Annotated in this window: 10 protein-coding genes; 7 read left to right on the top strand and 3 right to left on the bottom strand. The window is 40.0% G+C overall.

The genetic code is table 11. The features are described from left to right. Positions 1-5 precede the first annotated feature (5 nt). The 4 genes from AACQ83_RS03520 to AACQ83_RS03535 are packed head-to-tail and all read left to right on the top strand — an operon-like array spanning position 6 to position 4024. On the top strand, positions 6-380 hold the full coding sequence (locus AACQ83_RS03520; RefSeq protein WP_112876315.1) for a cupin domain-containing protein: 375 nt from the start codon (positions 6-8) through the stop codon (positions 378-380). A 1-nt stretch (position 381) separates the two neighbouring features. After that, positions 382-1449: a pyridoxal phosphate-dependent aminotransferase gene (locus AACQ83_RS03525; protein WP_158537748.1), complete on the top strand. Its 1068-nt coding sequence runs from the start codon at positions 382-384 to the stop codon at positions 1447-1449. Further along, positions 1442-2773 carry an MATE family efflux transporter gene (locus AACQ83_RS03530; RefSeq protein WP_112876317.1) on the top strand — a complete coding sequence of 444 codons (1332 nt, stop codon included), beginning with the start codon at positions 1442-1444 and terminating at the stop codon, positions 2771-2773. The genes AACQ83_RS03525 and AACQ83_RS03530 overlap by 8 nt, the downstream gene beginning before the upstream one ends. Before the next feature lie 12 nt (positions 2774-2785). Continuing rightward, entirely contained in the window at positions 2786-4024 is a 1239-nt protein-coding gene (locus AACQ83_RS03535; protein WP_112876318.1) for an ATP-grasp domain-containing protein, read from the top strand. 342 nt (positions 4025-4366) lie between these two features. On the opposite strand, the gene rtxA is transcribed toward AACQ83_RS03535, so the two are convergent. After that, a complete protein-coding gene (rtxA, locus tag AACQ83_RS03540; RefSeq protein WP_112876319.1) occupies positions 4367-14932 on the bottom strand; it encodes an MARTX multifunctional-autoprocessing repeats-in-toxin holotoxin RtxA in 10566 nt (3521 codons plus the stop codon). Positions 14933-16616: 1684 nt separating this feature from the next. Here rtxA and AACQ83_RS03545 point away from each other — a divergent pair. From AACQ83_RS03545 to AACQ83_RS03555, 3 genes are all read left to right on the top strand, one after another. Further along, the gene (locus tag AACQ83_RS03545; RefSeq protein ID WP_112876320.1) at positions 16617-17306 is read left to right on the top strand and encodes a PAS domain-containing protein; all 690 of its coding nucleotides are present in this window, start codon (positions 16617-16619) and stop codon (positions 17304-17306) included. 36 nt (positions 17307-17342) lie between these two features. Then, positions 17343-18029: a helix-turn-helix transcriptional regulator gene (locus AACQ83_RS03550; protein ID WP_112876321.1), complete on the top strand. Its 687-nt coding sequence runs from the start codon at positions 17343-17345 to the stop codon at positions 18027-18029. A gap of 356 nt (positions 18030-18385) precedes the next feature. Beyond that, complete coding sequence (locus AACQ83_RS03555; protein ID WP_112876322.1) at positions 18386-19054, top strand: LuxR C-terminal-related transcriptional regulator; 669 nt, start codon at positions 18386-18388, stop codon at positions 19052-19054. 405 nt (positions 19055-19459) lie between these two features. Here AACQ83_RS03555 and AACQ83_RS03560 read toward each other — a convergent pair whose 3' ends face one another. Together AACQ83_RS03560 and AACQ83_RS03565 are read right to left on the bottom strand one after the other, a co-directional pair. Further along, positions 19460-20443: a T6SS immunity protein Tli4 family protein gene (locus AACQ83_RS03560; protein ID WP_112876323.1), complete on the bottom strand. Its 984-nt coding sequence runs from the start codon at positions 20441-20443 to the stop codon at positions 19460-19462. Continuing rightward, complete coding sequence (locus tag AACQ83_RS03565) at positions 20433-20651, bottom strand: hypothetical protein (RefSeq protein WP_112876324.1); 219 nt, start codon at positions 20649-20651, stop codon at positions 20433-20435. Before AACQ83_RS03565 ends, AACQ83_RS03560 begins: the two co-directional genes overlap by 11 nt. Positions 20652-21007: the final 356 nt, after the last annotated feature.

Consider the following 21007-nt stretch of genomic DNA (forward strand, 5'->3'; position numbering starts at 1 on the left):
CTTATATGGATTTTTATAATTGCGCGCAAAATCTACCGGTAATGAAACCTGTCGTAGGTCATGAGAACAAGGTTCCCTTCTTTATAACTAAAGAAATGTTCGGGGGTGTACCTTTCGAGCTTGCAGGCGGCGATATATCAAAGTTAGTGAATAAACCTGTCGCCGCATTACACAAACATGAAGTTGATGAAATATATTTCCTAATTTCTCCTGAGCCAAACGAAGCTGTCATTGATGTAACAATAAATGGAGAAACAAAGACATACTCCTCTCCTAGTGTTATTCATGTACCAGCTGGAATAGAACATCAATTCATTACAAGAAAGGCTAGTAAGGGATGTTACTGCTTTGGCATATTATATGGTTCCAAGGAGGTTTGAAATGAATAAAAATATGGATTTCAACACCAGTGATACCCATATATCTCATCGACTACATTTGAACGAAAGTGATAGCAATAACTTACTTAATCTTAATCATGTTTTTTTAAATGAATTTAAAAAGATTAGTATCTATCCATATCCAGGCAATATAGATCTAAAAAACAAAATATCCTATCACTGTAGAGTTTCACCTGATATGGTGGTTTTAGGAAATGGTATAGATGAAATAATTCTTCTCTTAAGTTTAACTTTTTTAAAAAACAAAAAGACTATATTGACCAGTGAGGCCACATTTCCCGGTTATGAGACATCAGCAAAAATTGTCGGGGGAAATGTTATATACGTTCCTTTAAATGATATGAGATGTAGTATTGCTAATTATCAGAAAAATATTGCTAGCGATGTTATTCTTGCTTATTTATGCAACCCTCACAATCCGACTGGAAGTATAGTAAGCGTAAATGAAGTTATCAATTTCATTGAGATAATGAATGATAAAAGAGTTATCCCCATCATTGATGAGGCTTATATTCAATTTTTTGATGAAAATAAGAACTCTATTCTAAAATATATAGCTAATGGTGGAAGGGCTATTGTGTTGCGGACTTTTTCCAAAGCATATGGCCTTGCTGGATTACGGGTGGGTTTTGCGGTAGGCCCTAAAGATTTAATTCATGCTGTCTCCTTAACTGCTCTCGCCTTGCCATTTAGAATAAACCGTTTCGCTCAAAGGATGGCTTCTGAAGTTCTTGCCAGTGATATTTTATCCATCAATGTAAGAACAGTGAGAAAGTTAATATCCACTATTGAATTATCATTTAGTAAGTCTGAGGTGACATATATACCATCCTCTACTAACTTTGTATGTTTTAAACCCCCTATGGGAAATACTGATTTTCTTATAAAGGCAGAAAAATTTGGAGTTATGGTTCGTGATTGTGGTCTTTTTGGACTCCCAGGTTGGATACGAGCGTCAGTAAGCAATAAAAAAGATGTCGATTGCCTTTTATTTTTATTAGATATTACTTCTTGTGAAGAAAACCAATCTGGTGATGTGAATGAATAACAGAATTAACTTCAAATCATATCAGCAAGTTTTAATTACTGCCTTCCCTTTTATTTTGCTTATGCTTTCACAAAGCTTAAATAGCATTATTGATATGTTCATTGTAGGTAGGATCGGCATGAATGCCATCGCCGCTGTTGGTCTTTGCGGATTTATTTTCTCGATAATGACCAGTTGTGTAACTGGTATAACCATAAGCGTTCAAACTGTAGTTGGTAAGAGCATTGGTGCTGGAAAAATAAATCAAGGTATTAATGCGCTTCATAGTGCAATATTTGTTGCTATAGTTTTAGGTATATTAATCATAGGCTTAGGTTTTTTTATCCCAAAATTCATAACACTGTTTATTCATGATGAAGTTTTAGCTTCTAACTGTATAACTTACCTTCAAGCTCTAGTGTTAGGTGCTCCAGCTATAGGGATTGTCAGGGCTTTTCGAGGTTACTATGGCGGGATCGGTGAGAATAAAATGAGTGTATTAATAATCTTCTCTACTTATTTTTTTAATTTCTTAATAGGTTTTACACTCGTTTCCTTAGGGTATGGAATCAGAGGTGCTGGATTGGGAACATGTTGTGCTTTTTATATAGGTGCCTGCTTGTTTTATTTCAGTGGATATTTTATAGATTCTAAATATCGTTTTTTTAAAGTTACTAAAATTTTTGAACAGATCGGTGAGATATCAAAACTTTCTTTCTATGCAGGTATACAGCAACTCTTCTTTTCGGGTGGGTTTGCAGTCATGTTCATTATTGCTAGCCAAATGAATTCTTCCGCTTTGGCAGTGATAACAGTTCTCAATAATCTTATTCTGCTAAGCATCACACCGTTAATCGGAATGGGAATGGCTTCTGCGGTTTATGTGAGTCGATCTCTTGGAGCAAATAAATATAAGGATGCTAAATCGTGGGGTAATATTGCGGTAAAGTTAGGCTTTGGAATATTCACTATTCAACTCTTCATTTTGATAAATCCACATTACATTATGGGTTTATTCATAAAAGATAATTTTATAGTAAATAATTATATAGGATTGTTTAAAATAACGGTATTGTTTGTTTTTTCTGAGGTTTTTGCTCAAATATTAAAATTCTCTATGTTTGGAGCAGGTTTCAACCGGCAGTTGACAATGGTTACTGTGCCATTGCAGTGGTTTTTTTTCATACCGTTAGCTATTTATCTTTGTCTTTTCAAAAATCATGGCATTGAAATACTATGGTTTTCGTTTCTCGTGTATCGTTTAATTGAATCAATATTCATGCTGATTATTTGGTTAAAAGAAAGTTGGGTTCCTGCTAAGTTTCCTAAATCCGCTGACTGCTAAGGTGTGTATAAGATGAATTTGCTTATTATTGATTTTGAATCCTCTAATTCTAACCCTGTAAGTGAATGGTATAAAGATCACAATTGCTATTTAATTACCTCTATCGAATCATTAAGGCTAATGAGCAATGAAGTGATTTCATCGTTTAAGAAAGTTGTTGGTATTGAAAGTTTACATCCAGATAATGATGACCTTATTTTTTATCATGCAGAAAAGTTGAGAAAAGAAACGGTCTTTGATTACGTTATAGGGGTCAGAGAGTTTGACTTATTACCCGCTGCTTACATAAGAGATAAATGGGGTCTGTCAGGTGCAAGTGTCGAGGCAATAGAAGCATATAGAGACAAAGGTGTGATGAAAAAGATTTTGGAAAGAAATAATGTTTCCATCCCTAAGTTTTCATTGATAAAAAATGCTCTAGATGTTATCAAATTCATTGAGGAGAATGATTATCCCGTCATACTCAAACCACGAACTTCTAAACGTGCACGAGGCATTTCAATACTGAAAAATGACAATGATCTCCATAATTCTTTATATATTGGATTAAAGAAAAATTCCGAAGAGCTAATTAATATGATGGTCGAGGAATTTGTTGATAGCCCAATGTATCATGTTGATGGAGTTGTCTTAAATAATCAGATAAGATTTATTTGGCCTTCATTATATGTGTCAAATTGCATGGACTTTCAGGATGGAAACTATATTTCAAGTTGTTTGTTATTACCTGAGGATAAACTGTTTGATAGAATAATAAAATATGTAAGAAAATGTATTGGGGCACTTCCTTCACCTGTGAATTTTGCTTTTCATGCAGAAGTTTTCCTATGTTCTGACGGAAGTTTTAAATTATGCGAAATCGCTGCTCGTGCAGGCGGTGGGCCAGTAATGACTGCGATAGAAAATATATTTGGCATCAACCCACAAGAGATTGCATTTAATGCTTACATTGGTAATGTGTCAAATGAACAGCTTGACTCTATCAATATTAGGCCAAGCTCAATTTACGGATGGATAATTATACCAAATAAATTAACCAACTCTTATATTTATAATATTCCTGAATCTTGCCCTTACCCTCAAGTTACAAGCTATAAAACTTTTGCTAAGGATGGAGATTATTTTTCTGACGAGCGCCAAGTTATAGCTGAAATCACTATAACTTCATCAACTTCGAATGAAGTTAAAAACCTTATCGCCGAGATTATGGAATGGTTCTATAGCCAAATTAATTTTAAAGCAGTTAATTAAGTTGACCTGAGGTTTGTTTAAGAAGGGAACTAAGAGCCTATCCCAATAGGCGTAATTGTAAAGTGCGGTCAAAAGCTAATGCTTTTGTCTGAGCACTGCCCAAGTTCGCTCTTTATAGCAAAGAAGGGCAAATAAAATAGTCCTATTAGAATAGGCAGTAAGTGCCTGAGGCTTAATCAAAGTTTCTGCTCAAGAAAACAAAATCGTAGAAATCCTCAGGCATGTATAATCTAGAAGAACTTTACTGCAACATCGATGACTTTTGCCAACAATTTACCGAAAAAGCCGAGCTTGAATTTACATGATTCTGAAATTGCCGCCCTTAAGCAAATCTGCCGTTAATTAAGCAAATTTCCCCTTACCAATCGTGACATCGGTCCACGCCGTTGCGATAGCCGTTTTCGCCTGACTGTCCAGACTCTCAATAAAACCATTATCACCCACTGCCGGAGCAAAACTGCTCATTGCCTGGATCAAGGAATCCACAGTATTATCTGACAGTGCCGTAAATTCGCGATCCCCTGACGCGTTCTTATCACTCATCCGAGTCACCAATTTAGCGCGATTGCCATTAAAGTAATCATTAAAGATGACAGAACCCACCGATTCAAATCTCCCTTGAGCCGTGTTGTCCTGAGTATGGCGATTCACTGACAGCACCAGATCATACCCGCTACGCTGGAACCACAAATTTTGCCAGTCAACACCGTTAAACAAGATCATATCTTCTGCGTTAATATCGCTCACTCGGTTATCAATCACTTCTTCGCTGACCACAAAGCTATCCACACCTGCACCGCCCCGGAAATGGTTCTGATACCCGCCTAACACCAGCAGATCCTGACCTTCACCGCCATCAAACTGGCTGAACTTCGAAATCGCTGCGGCTATCAGATGATCATCACCTTCTCCACCGTTGATTACCGCATGGTAGCCCATCAGCTTAATCGCATCATTGCCGGAATAACCATCAATCCGGTTGTCATTACCAAATACTCTGGCAAAGTCGTCGCCTCCTCCCAGTTCGGCCTGATTATTATTGCCGATGATCACCGTATAATCCTGACCTTCCCCAGTATCCACCCGATTATAGTTGCCGGAGGTGACAACGTAATCCTGCCCGTTACCCGCATCAATAAAACCGCCTTCACCAAAGACAAATGTCTGGTCATTGCCTTCCCCCATAAAGACATGGTTAATACGCCCGGCCACCACTGCGGTATCATCCCCCTTACCGCCAAACATCCAGTTTTCACGCCCCATCAGGACGCCTAAGTCATTACCTTCACCACCTGAAAAAATATTGGAGGTACCTAGCGAGTAATAGACATCACTACCACGACCACCCCAGAAGTTGTTGTTATCTCCCAGATAAGCGCCAAGATCTTTATCGTCACCGCCCCAGTTGAAGTTATAGTTCCCCAACGATACGTGGATATCGCCATCCCCTTGCAGATGACCGCTGCTACGCAGGAAATCAAACGTTTTTTCTTCCATATTAAGCAGATCTGTCGTCAGGTTTTCTTTCAGGTTAGCCACTAACGATTTCATCTCTCGTTGCTTCTTTTCGCTAAACATCGTTGCAAACAGATTAGGTAAGTTCAGCGCATTAAAACCAAATGCAGGCTTTGATTTATTATTGGTCTGAGCATTTTCTCCATTGATACTCACCGAAGATCCTGATTCCTGACTCTCATCAGGCGCTTTCTCTTTCAGGCCATGACTCTCCACAAATGACCTGACACCTTCCTCGCCCATATCAATGCCCGCCTCCAGGCTATCAAGTAACTTTTCTGGATTGGTGAAAACTTGTAGTTGACTACCACTAAATTCCCCAATCACTTCCAGCATCTCTTGCAGAATTGCCTCACCATCAATCGCTTTGCCTGTACAGGAAATAATTTTCCCCTCTGCGGTGTAGTTCACGCCAAAAATATCCGCTAAGGTGGTATCTGCATTTACACTCGCTAATCGGCCAATCAGTTTATTCTTAAGCTGACGCGGTAAGTCCTGTGGATTATAGGTAAAGGTGGTCTTCGCCATGCCGGTTGCCGAATATTGCTGCGTCATCAAGCCAAACAGCGAACCCAAGTTAGTATCCAGAATCGACTGGATATGGTCTCCGAACATCAGGTTCCAGTTACCGGTTGTCACCTGGATATCGGCGCCACGCCCACCTACAGCAAAGTTGAAAGCCAGTTTTTGATTGGCCTGACGGAATTGTTCTATACGACTTATTTTGCCCATACCAGTGCCCTTGCCATGTTCGCCTAGCCACTGATTAAACTTCTTGTTCAATGTCAATTCAGCATCATACTTCAAACCACGGCTGCTACGCTCATGTTGAGAATCCAGATCAGTCAATGTGTTGTAGTCCACGCTGCTGGTTTGGTCCAAACCGGACATATCCTCTACAAACTTCTTCGCACCGGCGATGGTCCACTGCTGGTCTTGTGCCGCTAACCAATCCTGATCCTCACTGGAACCCGCGACACCTTGCAGTACATCGGTAATACGCGCCACACCATCAAACGGATTAACCAACGGCGGCGTTGGGATGGATTTATCCATCATCACAATCAGGTCATTACTGCGGCCTTGGTTGAAGCTGACATTACGATTACCGATAAACATTTGCGCCCCTTCAAGCGCTTGATAACCTGCAATATCGAAGCTCTGTTTACTGTCGCCATTACCGATGTGCACCATCACATTGTTATCACCGAAGGCCAGTGATTTAAAACCACCGGTACCCACTTTGATACCAACGTTCGAGGTTCCCCAATTGAGTGCGGTAAACTCCCCATCTCCCACATTCACCTGGATATTACCGGAGTAACTGAGCTGATTATTCGCTTTCTCATTGGAATCAATTTGAATCGTATTTTTACGTTTGTTTGGTTTAACAAATTGTTCAACGTTACCCGCGATCGCTCCTTTAATAACAGTATCAGCTTCGGTATGTCCTACCCTAGAGAAGTTAATATCACTTTCGGCAATACCACGGCGAACTAGCTCGGTATGCGTGATCAACTCATTTTGGTTATTCCAACTCAATACGATTTTATTATCAGGCAAATTGTTAACCCATTGGTTATGTTGATCACGGGTAAATTTGCGTCCACTGGCATCAACAGCCACTTCACTACTGCGAGCGGAAACATCGCTGCGAATGCCTTGTTTATCCAACACTGTGATAAAGAGACGAGCAAAGCCATCCCGTTTGTCATCACTTATCAAAGAACAGCCCACAATACTGATGTGATCAGGTTTGTGAGTTATGCTGTTACCCTGATTAACGTTCTGATAAAACCGCGTTAATCTGGTCGCCAGTTCATCAGCAGCGTAACCACTCAGACGAATGTTATTCTGCTCCAACGTATCACGACCATGACCGACAATCTGCCAACGTAACTTACCGGATAATCTGGCAAGATCACCATAAACCACACGATATTTGCCCTTAGAATTAAGTTGAACCACTACGCTAGAATCTGAGTGTTTACCCGCCAGATTAGCCGCGGCTTTGGCAACGACCGGATCATCCTCCATTTGGATAATAATCTGACCATCAAAGCGAGTTTCACGACCATCAGCTTGTGGCGTCACCTTCTCTATTTGCCAGTCACCGAGTAGCCTGCTCGTTTTCTTATCTTGATGAGTATCGTCGATGATAGTAGGTTCTGACTTCTTATTCTTACTCGATAACTCATCTAACTCCTCCACTGTAGGGCGGCTTTGTGGTTTCACCCTGGCATGTTTCTGATAGAATTCCCCAGTTTCTTGGAAAGCGTTATCCAGCGCCCGACTTACCCATACTTTGCCTTCTTCACCGGCAATATCCAACAGATCCCGATAATTGGCAGTGTAGCTATTTAGTAACTGCTTACGTTGTTCATCACCGGTTACCTGTAGTGCCCGATAAACCGCCAGACTTTCGTTGACAGAATGACCACCATCAAATACCAGAAACGCCAGCGTGTTGAGATAGCTCTGTCTGGCCGAGAAAGTAGGCTGTTCACTAGCAATATAGTTATTGAGGTGAACCATGATATTGGTCGAGCCAGAAGCCCCCGTTACCACAGAATGACCTTGCGCTAACGCATTATACTCAAATCTCGTTTCCCATCCGGGGACCAAAATTCGACCCGTAGCAACCTTTCTGCCATACAAAAAGTCATCATGCTTGTTATTAGCAGGCTGGTAGGGTAACGCAGTACCATAATCGTTAGTCTGCTTTTCGGTTATTTCAACTTCATACGTGACATCAGCCCCGCTAGTCAGTTGACTACTGGTCGAACGGGCTTTGGTGATAACATCTTCATAGAAACGATCCCCTTTAACCTTCCACTCTGCACGATCCATCCCCATTCCTGGGGTAATTGCCATTTTTACTGCCAGAAATGGCACCTTAATCACAGCAAAACCATCATCAACCTGAGTCATCATGACGTTGAAATTGGCAAAAGTCGGTTCATCCAGAAACGTCGTCAATTCAGGCACCCGACTAAACCAGGGACGAAAGTCCTTGTTAATGGCCCTAGCGAACCCCGTCATCTTTTTAGCAATAATCTTCTCACGCTCGGCTACATCAGGATAAAAACCTGCTATCCACTGTTCAAATTTCTCTACCAGAAATTGTCCTGTCTGCCTGGAAGTGGTCATGGCATCCTGTGGCGCTGTTTTCACCAATTCATGGGCCAATTCAGAATCAAAATGGCGGCCAAACAGGTTGTCAATATATTGCCCCGTCGTCTTTTCTTTGCCGGCATCAGCCAGTAACTGCTGAGCTAACGTGTGTAATTCAGGATGTGTCTGCAACTGGGTAGCCGCATCCTCAAATAGCTTAATGGTTTCCTGTCGGGTTACTTGTCCGCTAAACCAAAGGTTTTTGGCCCGTTCAATTAGTGGCATACCTTCAGGAATAGCTTCTTGTTGCAATCGGCTAATGAAAACGATCAGGCTTTCACCTTCAGTTTTAGGCGCTTCCCGTTCCGCCGCAGAGTTAATCTGAGTCAATGGCTTGATTTGTAAATCAGTAAGACGATTAATCTCGCTTTGTGCGATATCACCTTTCAGACCTACCACACGCCCGAATCCATCAAAGGATACATATTGATCAAACTGTGCAACATGGTCAGGCGCTAAGCTAACCCCTAAAATCCCGGCTGATTCAGCTCTTTTTGCCTGAAGGTAAGCAACCAATTCCCCCATCTCAAAACGCAGGCTTTTGACTAATCGACCACGCTTGGTAAATTCATTGGGATCATGCTGTTGCCAATGAGCAAGCGCTTGCTCAAGCTGCAACACATGCTGCTCATTAGGTTGTTCGACCGTATTGTTGAAAGCCTCACGTACTGCCACCAGCGCCTTACTGGGCCGATCGGTATTTATCTGACCAAGATATCTTTTTGTCGAATCAATAAACCGTTTGTCACCTTGATTCAGCAAGAAAGGCTCAAACTCTCTCAGGATGGAAGAATGAGATTTAAGGCTATCTCCACCAGCCGTTTGCCCCAATCCTTGCAAATTGATACCCGAAATTACAGGTGCTTTTTTGGTTAACTTTCCAGGTTGATTCGAAATAGGTTCCACAACCCTATCGGATGACGTTCCGGTAAGCAGGGAAATGATCGAAGCACCAACATTTTCTGCGCGAATACTCCTGTTGATCTGTAGCCGATTAATCGCCTGTTGCGCACTACTCAATGCCGCCAAATCTGTGGCTGTTAGCGTTAGATCTTCACTGTTCCAGCCATTAGCTTCCGTTTTGGATTCAGGATTGATATGACTTTTCGGTTTCGCTACGTCGATTGGTGTATACGCTTTTCCAGACAAGCCACTGCCGGTCGCCCCGCTACGATCGGGTTTTGCATCACCAGCCTGTTTCGCACCTTTCGCATCAGCCTGTACCTGAGCGACTTTATTTTTCGCCACCGAACTATCATGTTCACCGCGTTGTTTCGCTTCTTCATACACGGCATAGGCATCACTTTCCGCTTTTGCTGCCCGCAGGCGTTGTAAATCTGCTTCTTTCTGTCTTGATTTCGCTTTTGTACGCGCATCCTCAATATTGTCGTCTGCGTTCTTTATATTCTGATAACCTTGCTCTAAACCTGCCTCTGATTTGCCAATTGCATTTTTTACTTGTTGTTGGTTATCAATAAGGCGCGGCTGTAAACCCGCTAATTTTTTCTGTGAAATAAATTTGGTGTCATCTAATTTCTCCTGAGTACGGTCCAAATATCCCGCAGCAAACCGGTCACGCCACTCATCACCCGATTGACCAGCGTAATTCCCATAGCCATTAAGCGCATCCAGACGTTGAGTCATGGAGAACAGTTCCTTCATTACTGCTCGCTCTTCTCCACTTATTGCATCACGCTGTACTTGTCCATTGGTCTTCAGCGCATTTTGATCCGTTGATTCCAATTGGAATTGTGATTTTGAAATTGTTTTAAGTTGGTCATCCCTTTCTTGTTCCAGAATACGGCGATTCTCCTCCGCTTTCTCTTTATCACTTAACGCATTTTGCGCAGCGCTGCCCTGTTCTGCATGTTTAATAACAGCATCAGCTTGCGATGATGATTCACTCTGAGTCGAATCAACCTTGTCTCCAATATGCAAGGCATTCTGGATAGCCTCAGTATCAGGAGTCTCCACCTGAGTTACCGTGCCACTTAATTTATCACGCAGATCCGAATCAACTTCATCAATGGCATTCATCTGGAAACCATCAATGGCAGAAACTTCGGTTAAATTAATCGCCCCTCGGCCTTTATGGGTTCCAGAAGTATTCGCCTCATTACCGTGAATCAGATAGTTAATTGCGTGGCTACCTTCCACATTTAACACAGTTTGTTTAATACTTTTAAACAGTAAGGAGAGGTTATTACTTTGCGTGTTGCTTTCTGCAATAGAAAGCGTGTAGAAATCACCATTACCCACCTTAATCGCCACATTATTACGTGCATAAGAGGCGTTAATCCCCAGGCCATCACCAACATGAATATTGGCATTGCTTTTACCTTTCATGATCGCAACATTAAGACCCTGCCCGACTTTAGTATTAACGTTATATTCACCCCACACTGCGTTAACGGAAACACCATCACCCACGTTGGTATTGACATTAAAATCGCCATGCGTCGCGGTGACACTTAAACCATTCCCCACCGTGGTCGTGATATTGGCTTTGCCTTTTGCCACAGTAACCTGCATACCGTCACCCACTTTGGTGACAATATTTCCTTCACTCCACAAGGTATTAAAGCTGTCACCATTACCGACCTGAGTCACAATGTTGGCATCCGCTTTGGCAAGCACGACATTGCGCCCATCACCGACCTTGGTAATCACATTAGCTTTGCCCCAAGCGCCGGTATAATCATCACCTTGCCCCACATGGGTGATGATATTGGCATCACCCTGAACAACCGTGACTTGCTGATTATTACCCACTTTGGTAATAATGTTTGCTTTACCTTTCGCGAAGTTATAACGGTCACCATCACCAACCTGCGTTAGAATATTAGCATCCCCCCAAACAGCATTAACGCCGATACCACCCCCCACTTTGGTAATGATATTGGCTTTCCCTTTGGCGAACCCCACCGTCACGCCATGACCAACATGGGTCATGATGTTACCCACATCGGAAATAAGTAAACCGACTGTTGTCCCGTCCCCTACCTTCGTTAGAATATTGCCCTTACCGAATAGCACGGCAACAGTAGTTGATGATCCCTTATGAGTGATGACATTCGCCTCCGCCGCCGCAACCACCCCCATAAAATCATCGCCCACTTTGGTAACAATATTCGCCTCTCCTAACGCTAAAACGCCGGTTAAGCCATTGCCGGAATGAGTCATGATATTGGCTTGACCAAACATTGCCGCCAATGTTGTACCATCACCAACCCTGGTCATTACATTCAGCTCGCCGGCAAACAAGCCAATACTGGTGCCATTACCTACATGCGAATAGATATTGGCCTCACCAATCATCAAACCGAGCGCCAAATCATTGCCCGCTTTCGTCAGGATATTGCCCTGCCCGATCATCGCGGCAAAGGTTGAGCCATTACCAATATGGGTCATCACATTGGCCTCACCGATCATTGCTGCCAGCGTCATGCCGTTACCCACTTTGGTGGCGATATTGCCTTTAGCCAACATCAAGGCAACACTCATTTCATCACCAATGTGAGTAAACACATTGCCGGCGGCTATCATCAATGCCAACGCTTTACCATCCCCCACTTTGGTAAAAACATTCCCCAATCCCCCCATCAATCCCCATGCATCACCGTTGCCAACATGAGTAAAGATATTGCCCACACCAATCATGGCCGCAATCGCCGTTCCATTACCCACTTTGGTAAAGACATTGCCTGCGGCTCCCATAACTCCCAGAGTCTGATTGCCACCGACATGAGTCAGCACATTACCTATGCCGAGCATGATACCCGTGGTGTCACCATTTTCGATTTTGGTCAAGATATTAGCGCCACCTAACATCACCCCCGTCGTACTTCCATTGCCAATGTGAGTAAACACATTGGCACCACCGCCCATCAGCGCAATAGCTTTACCTCTGCCCTTTTTCGTCAGAATATTGGCACCACCTAATGCAACCGCCGTGGTGCCTGATATTTTATCATCGCCGAGATGCGTGATAATGTTCGCGCCACCAAGCATACCGGCAACCAAATCACCGGCACCAAGTTTGGTCAGCACATTGGCGCCACCCACCAGTACCGAGGAGACCTTCCCCTTACCTGTTTGGGTCATCACATTAAAACCGCCGGCACCTAACCAATTAGCGTTGCCATTACCTATTTGGTCATGAGTGTTGTAACCCCCAAACATGATAACTCGGCTATCGCCATTACCTTGATGAATCGAAATATTACCCATTGCCAAAAGATGAGCCAGATATCGCCCATCACCGATTCGAACCAATACGTTCGCTGCACCGCCAGCGTAAACATCCATTTCTCCACGCTGGCTTTGATGAACCAATACGTTTGCCAGACCTGCACCACGGAACGTCAGATTACCCTCTTTACCCCTTTTCACGATGACGTTAGCACCACCCGCGCCTTCAAAATTGACATTACCACGTGTGACACTAGAGGTAATGACGTTGCCACCCCCCATGCCCTTGAAATCAATATCACCGGAGCTGTTACCTATGCCCGCAGATGATTTCACCAACTCCTGATAACTATATTCCTCAGTGTGTGCTAAGTGCTCAGAAACACGGCATACTGAATTCACTTTGTATTGCAGATTAGTTAGCGAATATCCGCCCATACCCATTGAGCGATAACCATTTTTGAATGAAAAATCTTCAGCAGCCAGATTACCGGTATGATCACCTGCTTTGTACCACGCACTGGCATAATATTGCAGCGCGCCGGTTTCAGGATTATTCGCCAATTCAACCATCACCACTTTGGTATATGACTCAACATACTTGGCATAAATATAAATGTTCGGTTGACAGTTCGATTTCACCGCTGAAACATCTAATATCAAACCACCAGAATGGATTGCATACCCATGCATCTTGGCATCAATTAACGTGATATCTCCTGCTCGGGCATTGGTTCCACCGGCATAAGTCACCCACTGGTTCTCCTGCAAATCTTCTTCAACAGTATGTTGAATAATAACAGGGTGATGATGTTCGAAGATTAAATTAGAGAGACGGTAACCACCATTGATGCCTATATCAGTAAATCCATTGCTTGAAGAGATATTCTCCGTAGCAAGATTCTTAAGGTGATTTCCCTGTTTATACCAAGAAGTGGCGTAATAATTGAGCTTACCGGTTTCAGGATCATTTCGGAGTTGGACTTTGCTAATCTTAGTGTACATTTCATCGGCAAATGCAAAGAGGTAAGTGTTAGGCTCGATAGTTGATTTAATACCTGTTACTTGTTGGGATTGCCGAATCCAACTTCCTCCCATCGTCGCCGTTATTAATACAATCTCTTCAGCTTTAGCATATTCCAGAGTACCATCACGAGAACCGCTATCTGCGTCGATTCTTGATATTTCATTGTAAGCACCGGCACCATCGAAAGTAATATCACCATGTGCGACATCAGAATAGATCCGGTTATAACCCCCTGCCCCTTCAAATTCGATATTACCGTGCGTCTGTCCATATTGATCTTGACTTTGGCGCAAACGCTCAATACGGTTTGATGCCCCGGCGCCATGCAAAATAATATTGCCTTCTCTACCTTTGCGTATAATGTGGTTATCAGCCCCGGCACCTGTGAAATTAATATTGCCACTTTCAACCAACGAACTGATACTATTCGCTGCTCCCCCACCGTCAAATTTCACATCACCGTGGCTTGTCTCATAGTGATCATACCAGGTACGGTCAATTTTATTACCAGCACCAGCGCCGGCAAAATTTAAATTACCTTGATTCGTTTCATGCCATAATTCGTTATAACCACCAACACCGTTAAAAGTCACATTACCGGATTGTCCTTTGCGATTCAGGCCATTATAAGCCGCTGCTCCTGAGAAATTGAGATCACCGTAGTCACCCTGATGATCCATAAAAACACCCCCTGCCGCACCAGTAAATGAAATATTACCATTACCACTTTTATCAATACCCGAATAACCCGCAGCGCCATGTACGGTCAGATTACCTTCCTTATCCACTACTTTTAAATATCCGGCGCTACCATCGACTACCTTGTTACCAGAATCGGCATAAACTGTTGCTCCAATTGACCCGAGGATAATACGATCATCTCCCCCTTTGGCATAAATAACCCCTCCGACACCAATAGCAACAATATTATTGCCATCATCATCGTCGTAGTATTTTCCAGTAAAGAAATATTCTGTACTGCGGTTTGATGATTTTCCCATAAACAATCCCTTAATTTAAACTGAGGTTAAATAGAAAACCACTGCATCTGACAGATACAGAAGCGGTTTTGAGAATCTAGTTTTCCGCGGACAGAGCAAATCCACCGTTCTTCCCACGGTAAAAAAATATAATGACAGCCATCACTCAGGCATTATTTATAAAATTATGTCTAATTAGATAGATTATTCTAACTCTATTGAGTTATTACTCCATTGATTGTTTTCTTTCTAATCAACGAAATAATGAAAAAAAACGCCTTTGTTATAACTGATATCAGAAGTGATTTGTTCGAAATTTTTAAACATATTTCTTCCTCAACAAGAAATTTACTGACAAAGATTATAAAATATATAGTGAAGCAAAAACCCTAAGCTCAGAGATATAATAGACTTATATATCTACAAATACGGTTAAATGAATAAGCAGAATAAAATAATATAGAGCAAAAACTCAAAATCAATATTAATATATAAGAAAGTCTGTTTACCCCCCATATATTGCCCTATATCCCTACATTGATATTAACAATACAAATAAAATAGTGAAAAATAATATCAACTTACAGGTTAACTTTTTGTTTTTATTAGTATAATTAAAAAATTTTCATAAATAAAATTACTAAGGTTAAATTATTAACATTATTGCATCAGAAATGCAGGAAAATTTAACTTATTAGTCGAATCCGCCGCAATTAAGCGGCATACCCCTTTATTTACTTACCTGTTTTAATTACCTCTTTGTCGATAAAGTTAAAATCATTATATGAAATTCTACCAATTAGGATATCCTCTGATTCTTGATACCTATCAAGAGAAAGTAACTCAAAGATAAAATTCGTCAATAATGCATTCTGAATCACAACTTGGCTTTTTACTCAAGTCCTTTGAATATGAACTAATAAGGTTAGGAAAAAATTTATGTTAGCGTCGTTCATTAAGTATTTACTACTTAATCCCAAGAGAGTCACTATTGTCAACTACCCTTTTAAAAGGGTAATGAGCACAAACAATGTAAAAAGCTAAGAGCATATACCCTATGGATTTCAAGATGCATCGCGGCGGCAAGGGAGCGAATCCCCGGGAGCATAGAGAACGATGTGACCGGGGTGAGTGAGTGCAGCCAACAAAGAGGTAACTTGAAAGATAACGGGTATATACTTAACACAACAGGCGTAATCTATTTAGTCCAATCTTTATGTCACATCAAAAATATGACCAAAAACCATCATTTTTTTCATGCCGCTGTTCAGATTTTCTCTTTATTACAAAGACGAGTAAATCAAATAGTTTAACAGAACAGCTCTTAAGCATTAGGACAAATAATTATTGAACAACTGACAACAATGAGGATGCTGATAATTTCAACTATAATCTGCAATTATTGACCATTAATAATACCTATTTTTCAGCTAAAAATAGCTGATATCAGGCACAGCAGCGAGCACAGCAACAACCTCTACTTGATTTTTCAATAAATCATTTAAATAATCTTCATCTAAAATAGTATATATAGTTATATTCCTCTCTATTTAAAGTTTCATTATTAAATAGTAAAAATTCAATTAATAAACATACGCTTTTTGACGAGAAAAGCATTATATTCTATTATATGGCTGTCCACTTAAGACATAATCGAAAAAGCAACCATTCAGATAATGATTTAAATAGGAATTTAGGAGTTACTATGTCAAACATACGAAATAAATCCACTCTTATTACACCACAATTAACCCTGATGTGGGACAAAAGCAATGAACCTTGGGGTGCCAGAGATCATCAGTCAAGATTTATTTATGCTAACCCTGCTTTCTATCAACTACTCAACCTTCCTGAAGATTTCGATATTATCGGGCTTACCATGGGTGAATTACCCTCGCCTATCGCCGAATATGCAGAAGAAGTCCACCGTCAGGATCAAAAAGCCATCCAAACTATGCAACGCATCACTTCACTGGAAACACATCGGTTTGGAGAAAATAACGTCAAACAAAGTTATATTTGTGATAAATTTCCCCTTTATGATGAGAATAATGATTGCATTGGGATCTTCTTTCATATGTATCAACCTCAAAACTTTTCTGTTTCTTACTATTATGACAGAACATCGCCATCAAACCTGGAATTTACGCCACCAAATAATCTATTGACGCAAACCGAGTGGGAGGTGCTTTTTCTAACCCTGCGATCACAGGATGAAGAGAGCATCGGTGAAGAATTAACGATGAGCACAGAAGATGTTGTTAATCATATTCAGTCAATTTACCAGAAATTTAATTTACCACCACAGATAGAATTAGCAGATTTCTGTAAGAAGAATAACTATCATCTTTATATTCCTGAACGTTTTATTACTATTGGTAGTAAGGAATTGTAAATTTATAAAACATTAATTACACGGCAGGATCTCATTATGAGAAAATTTAATAGGATAAATATTTCATCTCAAGTCATTAATACCATGCAGCAAAGTAATGAACCTTGGGGGATCAAAGATAAAAATTCGTGCTTCATTTATGGTAACTTAGCATTTAAGCATATCCAGAATATTCCAGATTCATTTGATTATGAAGGGCAATATGATGATGAAATTCCTTGGGATGGCGCTGAGTTTACAAAAGAATTTGTTATTCACGATCGAACTGTAATGGAGAAAGACTCAAGAGTATGTTCGCTTGAAACACATATGTATGGGAAAGATAATTTTCTATCATCTTATTTCCAAGAAAAATATCCATTCTATAATGATGATAACGAATGTGTCGGCGTCATTTTTCACGGATGGAAAGCTCAGGATTTCTCATTTACCCGTCTATTTTATGGAAAACTACCATCATCTATTCTGTTCTCTCCACCAACTGATATATTTACGCAACGGGAATGGGATGTTATTTTCCTCATGTTACATAAGTATACCAGTAAGCAAATCGGTAGGATGCTAAATATCTCCTATCGTACGGTTGAAACCCATTTCTCACGAATATATAAACGAATTGGTGTTCATTCAAGCCGTCAATTAGAAGATTATTGTCGCACGAATGACTATGACCTCTACGTGCCAGAGAGATTTGTGAACCGGGAAAGCAGAATATTTCCTTAGGTCCTAAATCACAACGAAATTTTCATGAAGAAGAACTATGTAATATCACCTCAGATTGTCAATACAATGGGTAATGAACTGTAGGGGAGTAAAAGATAGTTCTTCATGCTTTATTTACGGCAATCCAGCAACAAAATAATTCATTCATAATATTAAGAAATTATTTGATTGCAAGAAGCCTTACTACATAACTCATTGTTTTAAATATAATAAATAGGCAACCATTCGTTCTACCATAACATATAACACTAGAAAATTCTTATGAAAAACATCAATTTTATCGCTATATCCCAGAAAGCGCTAGGGAATCTCAAAGTAGAATGTTCATTTAAGCTGAAAATTTTCAAGGAGTCTTTATGAAGAACTATACGATATCACCTCAAATTATCAACACGATGGAAATCAGCAATGAGCCGTGGGGCATAAAAGATAGTTCTTCAAATTTCATTTATGGTAACTCAGCAACAAAGAAATATATTCATAACTTTAAAGCATCATTTAATTATGATGGACTTTATGATCATGAACTCCCTTGGGACGGCGCTGAATTTGCTAAGGAATTTATTATTCAAGATAGTATGGTCATGGCAAAAGAACAGAGAATATGTTCAGTTGAAACACATATATTCGGACAAGATCAAATGTTATCATCTTACTTTTGTGAAAAATTGCCTTTTTATCATGAAGATGGAAATTGTATCGGCGTCATGTATCATTGTTGGGAAGCTAAAAGCTACTCATTAGCCAGCCTACATCAATATTATAAAAAACTACCGGCATCCATTATGCTTCAACCACCAAGCGATATTTTTACGCCGCGTGAATGGGATATCATCTTTTTCTTTTTACAAAAATACACCAGACAACAAATTAGACAGATATTAAATATTGCTTATCGTACCATTGAAACCTATATGGCCCAGATATATAACAAGATAGGGATTCATTCCAGCCAACAACTGGAAGAATATTGTTTAGCGAATAATTTTCATCATTATGTACCAGAAAAATTCTTATTGTCATAGCAATTTTATTATTAAACCATTTTGTTCCTGACAATAGTATTCAATCTGGACGTACCAGAATAAATAACGGTAGCCTTGATCTATTAATAAGGCTACCGCTGAAACAACATTATTATGGCAAAACGAATTAAAATAATTTTTCTTTCTTTTTCTTATTTAAAAATTTATTTACTTCGACATCGAGATAATAGCACCAGAAATTTACAAACAAGGGAGAATGTGAAAGGGTTGAGAGGGATGGTGAGCATGTGCATTTGCGGGTAACCTATCCGACAAATGATAAGTATATCAACAACCAATATTACCGGACTTAAAAACAACATATAATCTAATAAAGCCATTAGCGATATAAATCAAGCCTCCCATTAGTGAATTATTTAAAACACTATCCCTCTCACTTCATCGCTATTCGAAAGCATCCGGTCCTCTACGAAAGGTTTTCGTTATTGCATCCCAAAACGCGATCAATTCATCTTCGGTATATGGCGTTGCAGGTAACTGGTAATTCATTAACATAATAACAACACAGATTTTTTTATCATCCAATACCATATCATTTGCAATAAAATCAAATTGATAACGCGGATTATTATCAAGAGATTGCATACCTACTGCTAATAACTCTTCCCCATGAATCCCATTTATTTCTCTTTCCCTCTTTCTTATTACCTTGCCATAGTTAATAAACCAATCCCTTTCAATCGCACTAATACGTTCAAGTAAAGTGCCTTCCCCTTTAAAGTCATTAATAATTTCAAGACTGAATGTGAAATTATCATCCTGATTTCCTTGATAGACAAACTTTATATTTTCTTTTTCATTATTATAGTCGGCAACAAAGCCATCAGGGATACAGATTCCTACCTCTATCGGAATATCACTATCCTTTCTGCCACTGATTCTGGCAATTAGCCTTTGCATTTTGTCCAGAGTTTGAGAAAACATTTTATATTGGCTTTCATTCAATCCAGATTTTATATAAAGGTTTCTTGAATAACTATATTTATCATCTGATATCTCCATAAATTTCATTTCTATAATAAAAGCAACCTCATTATCATATAAATGGGCTTCTAATATTCTGGAAAATCCGGGTTCACTGACACTATTATTTCTATCAAAAATCACACCATATAATTTTCCCTGGAGATGATAAACTTTCTTTAAAAAGGGCAGATCTTTCGGATCGGCAGTTTTAGTCGTCCTTAATTTTTGCTCTCTTATCTCTATGCGCTGTTCAAATGCGGATAGATGCATACGCTTGGTTTCTATTTTTGCATCATCAATAAATATCTCATTGTTGATGATGTTTTCAAATGCCAAGGGAATATCAATCAGATAACGCCCGATACAACGAGTCTGCATATTGGCTAATATCTCAGTTTTCATTCTCTTTTCCTTCTCTTTTCCTTTTTAGGTTAAAACGGGATAATAATGGGCAGAGAAATATCACTGCCACAGAATATAAGTGCCTATCTTTTTTCGCATCACGGTTGAGAGCTTCATGAAAAAACGGCGTACTGAGCAGCATGCCGTTGGCGTAGCGATTGACTAGTCCAGCGGCGATAATGAATTCACGTTGTAAACTTACTTCCATTATTCTCCCTATATCAGTACGTAAATCCTTCGGTAAACTGGAACTAGCTACTTTCAAAGGAGCACCTACCGCAAAAGCCGCTGCATAACATCATGCATAAACAGGATGAGCGATTTCTGATTTTTTCTATCCTCTTAACGGGTGCTTATAAAGATCAACTCTTTTTTTCAAAAAAATACGATTTTTTAATGTCCCCCATTGTCACCACCGATATAACAGCATGTTGAACAAAATATTTAAACTTCATGACAATAACATGACATTTATTGACATCAAGATAACCCTATAGCAACATGCCCTCTTCACTGAGAAAAGCATAATCATGCCTCTCACCCATATAGCCAAATGTTTTAATC

Source organism: Photorhabdus sp. S10-54 (assembly GCF_963878145.1).
Lineage (GTDB): Bacteria > Pseudomonadota > Gammaproteobacteria > Enterobacterales > Enterobacteriaceae > Photorhabdus > Photorhabdus kayaii.

Excerpts from the sequence above, each read along its gene's own strand:
- AACQ83_RS03525 (WP_158537748.1), top strand. The coding sequence starts at position 382 with ATGAATAAAAATATGGATTTCAACACCAGTGATACCCATATATCTCAT.
- AACQ83_RS03530 (WP_112876317.1), top strand. The coding sequence starts at position 1,442 with ATGAATAACAGAATTAACTTCAAATCATATCAGCAAGTTTTAATTACT.
- AACQ83_RS03555 (WP_112876322.1), top strand. The coding sequence starts at position 18,386 with ATGAAGAACTATACGATATCACCTCAAATTATCAACACGATGGAAATC.
- AACQ83_RS03535 (WP_112876318.1), top strand. The coding sequence starts at position 2,786 with ATGAATTTGCTTATTATTGATTTTGAATCCTCTAATTCTAACCCTGTA.
- AACQ83_RS03560 (WP_112876323.1), bottom strand. The coding sequence starts at position 20,443 with ATGAAAACTGAGATATTAGCCAATATGCAGACTCGTTGTATCGGGCGT.
- AACQ83_RS03565 (WP_112876324.1), bottom strand. The coding sequence starts at position 20,651 with ATGGAAGTAAGTTTACAACGTGAATTCATTATCGCCGCTGGACTAGTC.
- rtxA (WP_112876319.1), bottom strand. The coding sequence starts at position 14,932 with ATGGGAAAATCATCAAACCGCAGTACAGAATATTTCTTTACTGGAAAA.
- AACQ83_RS03550 (WP_112876321.1), top strand. The coding sequence starts at position 17,343 with ATGAGAAAATTTAATAGGATAAATATTTCATCTCAAGTCATTAATACC.
- AACQ83_RS03545 (WP_112876320.1), top strand. The coding sequence starts at position 16,617 with ATGTCAAACATACGAAATAAATCCACTCTTATTACACCACAATTAACC.
- AACQ83_RS03520 (WP_112876315.1), top strand. The coding sequence starts at position 6 with ATGGATTTTTATAATTGCGCGCAAAATCTACCGGTAATGAAACCTGTC.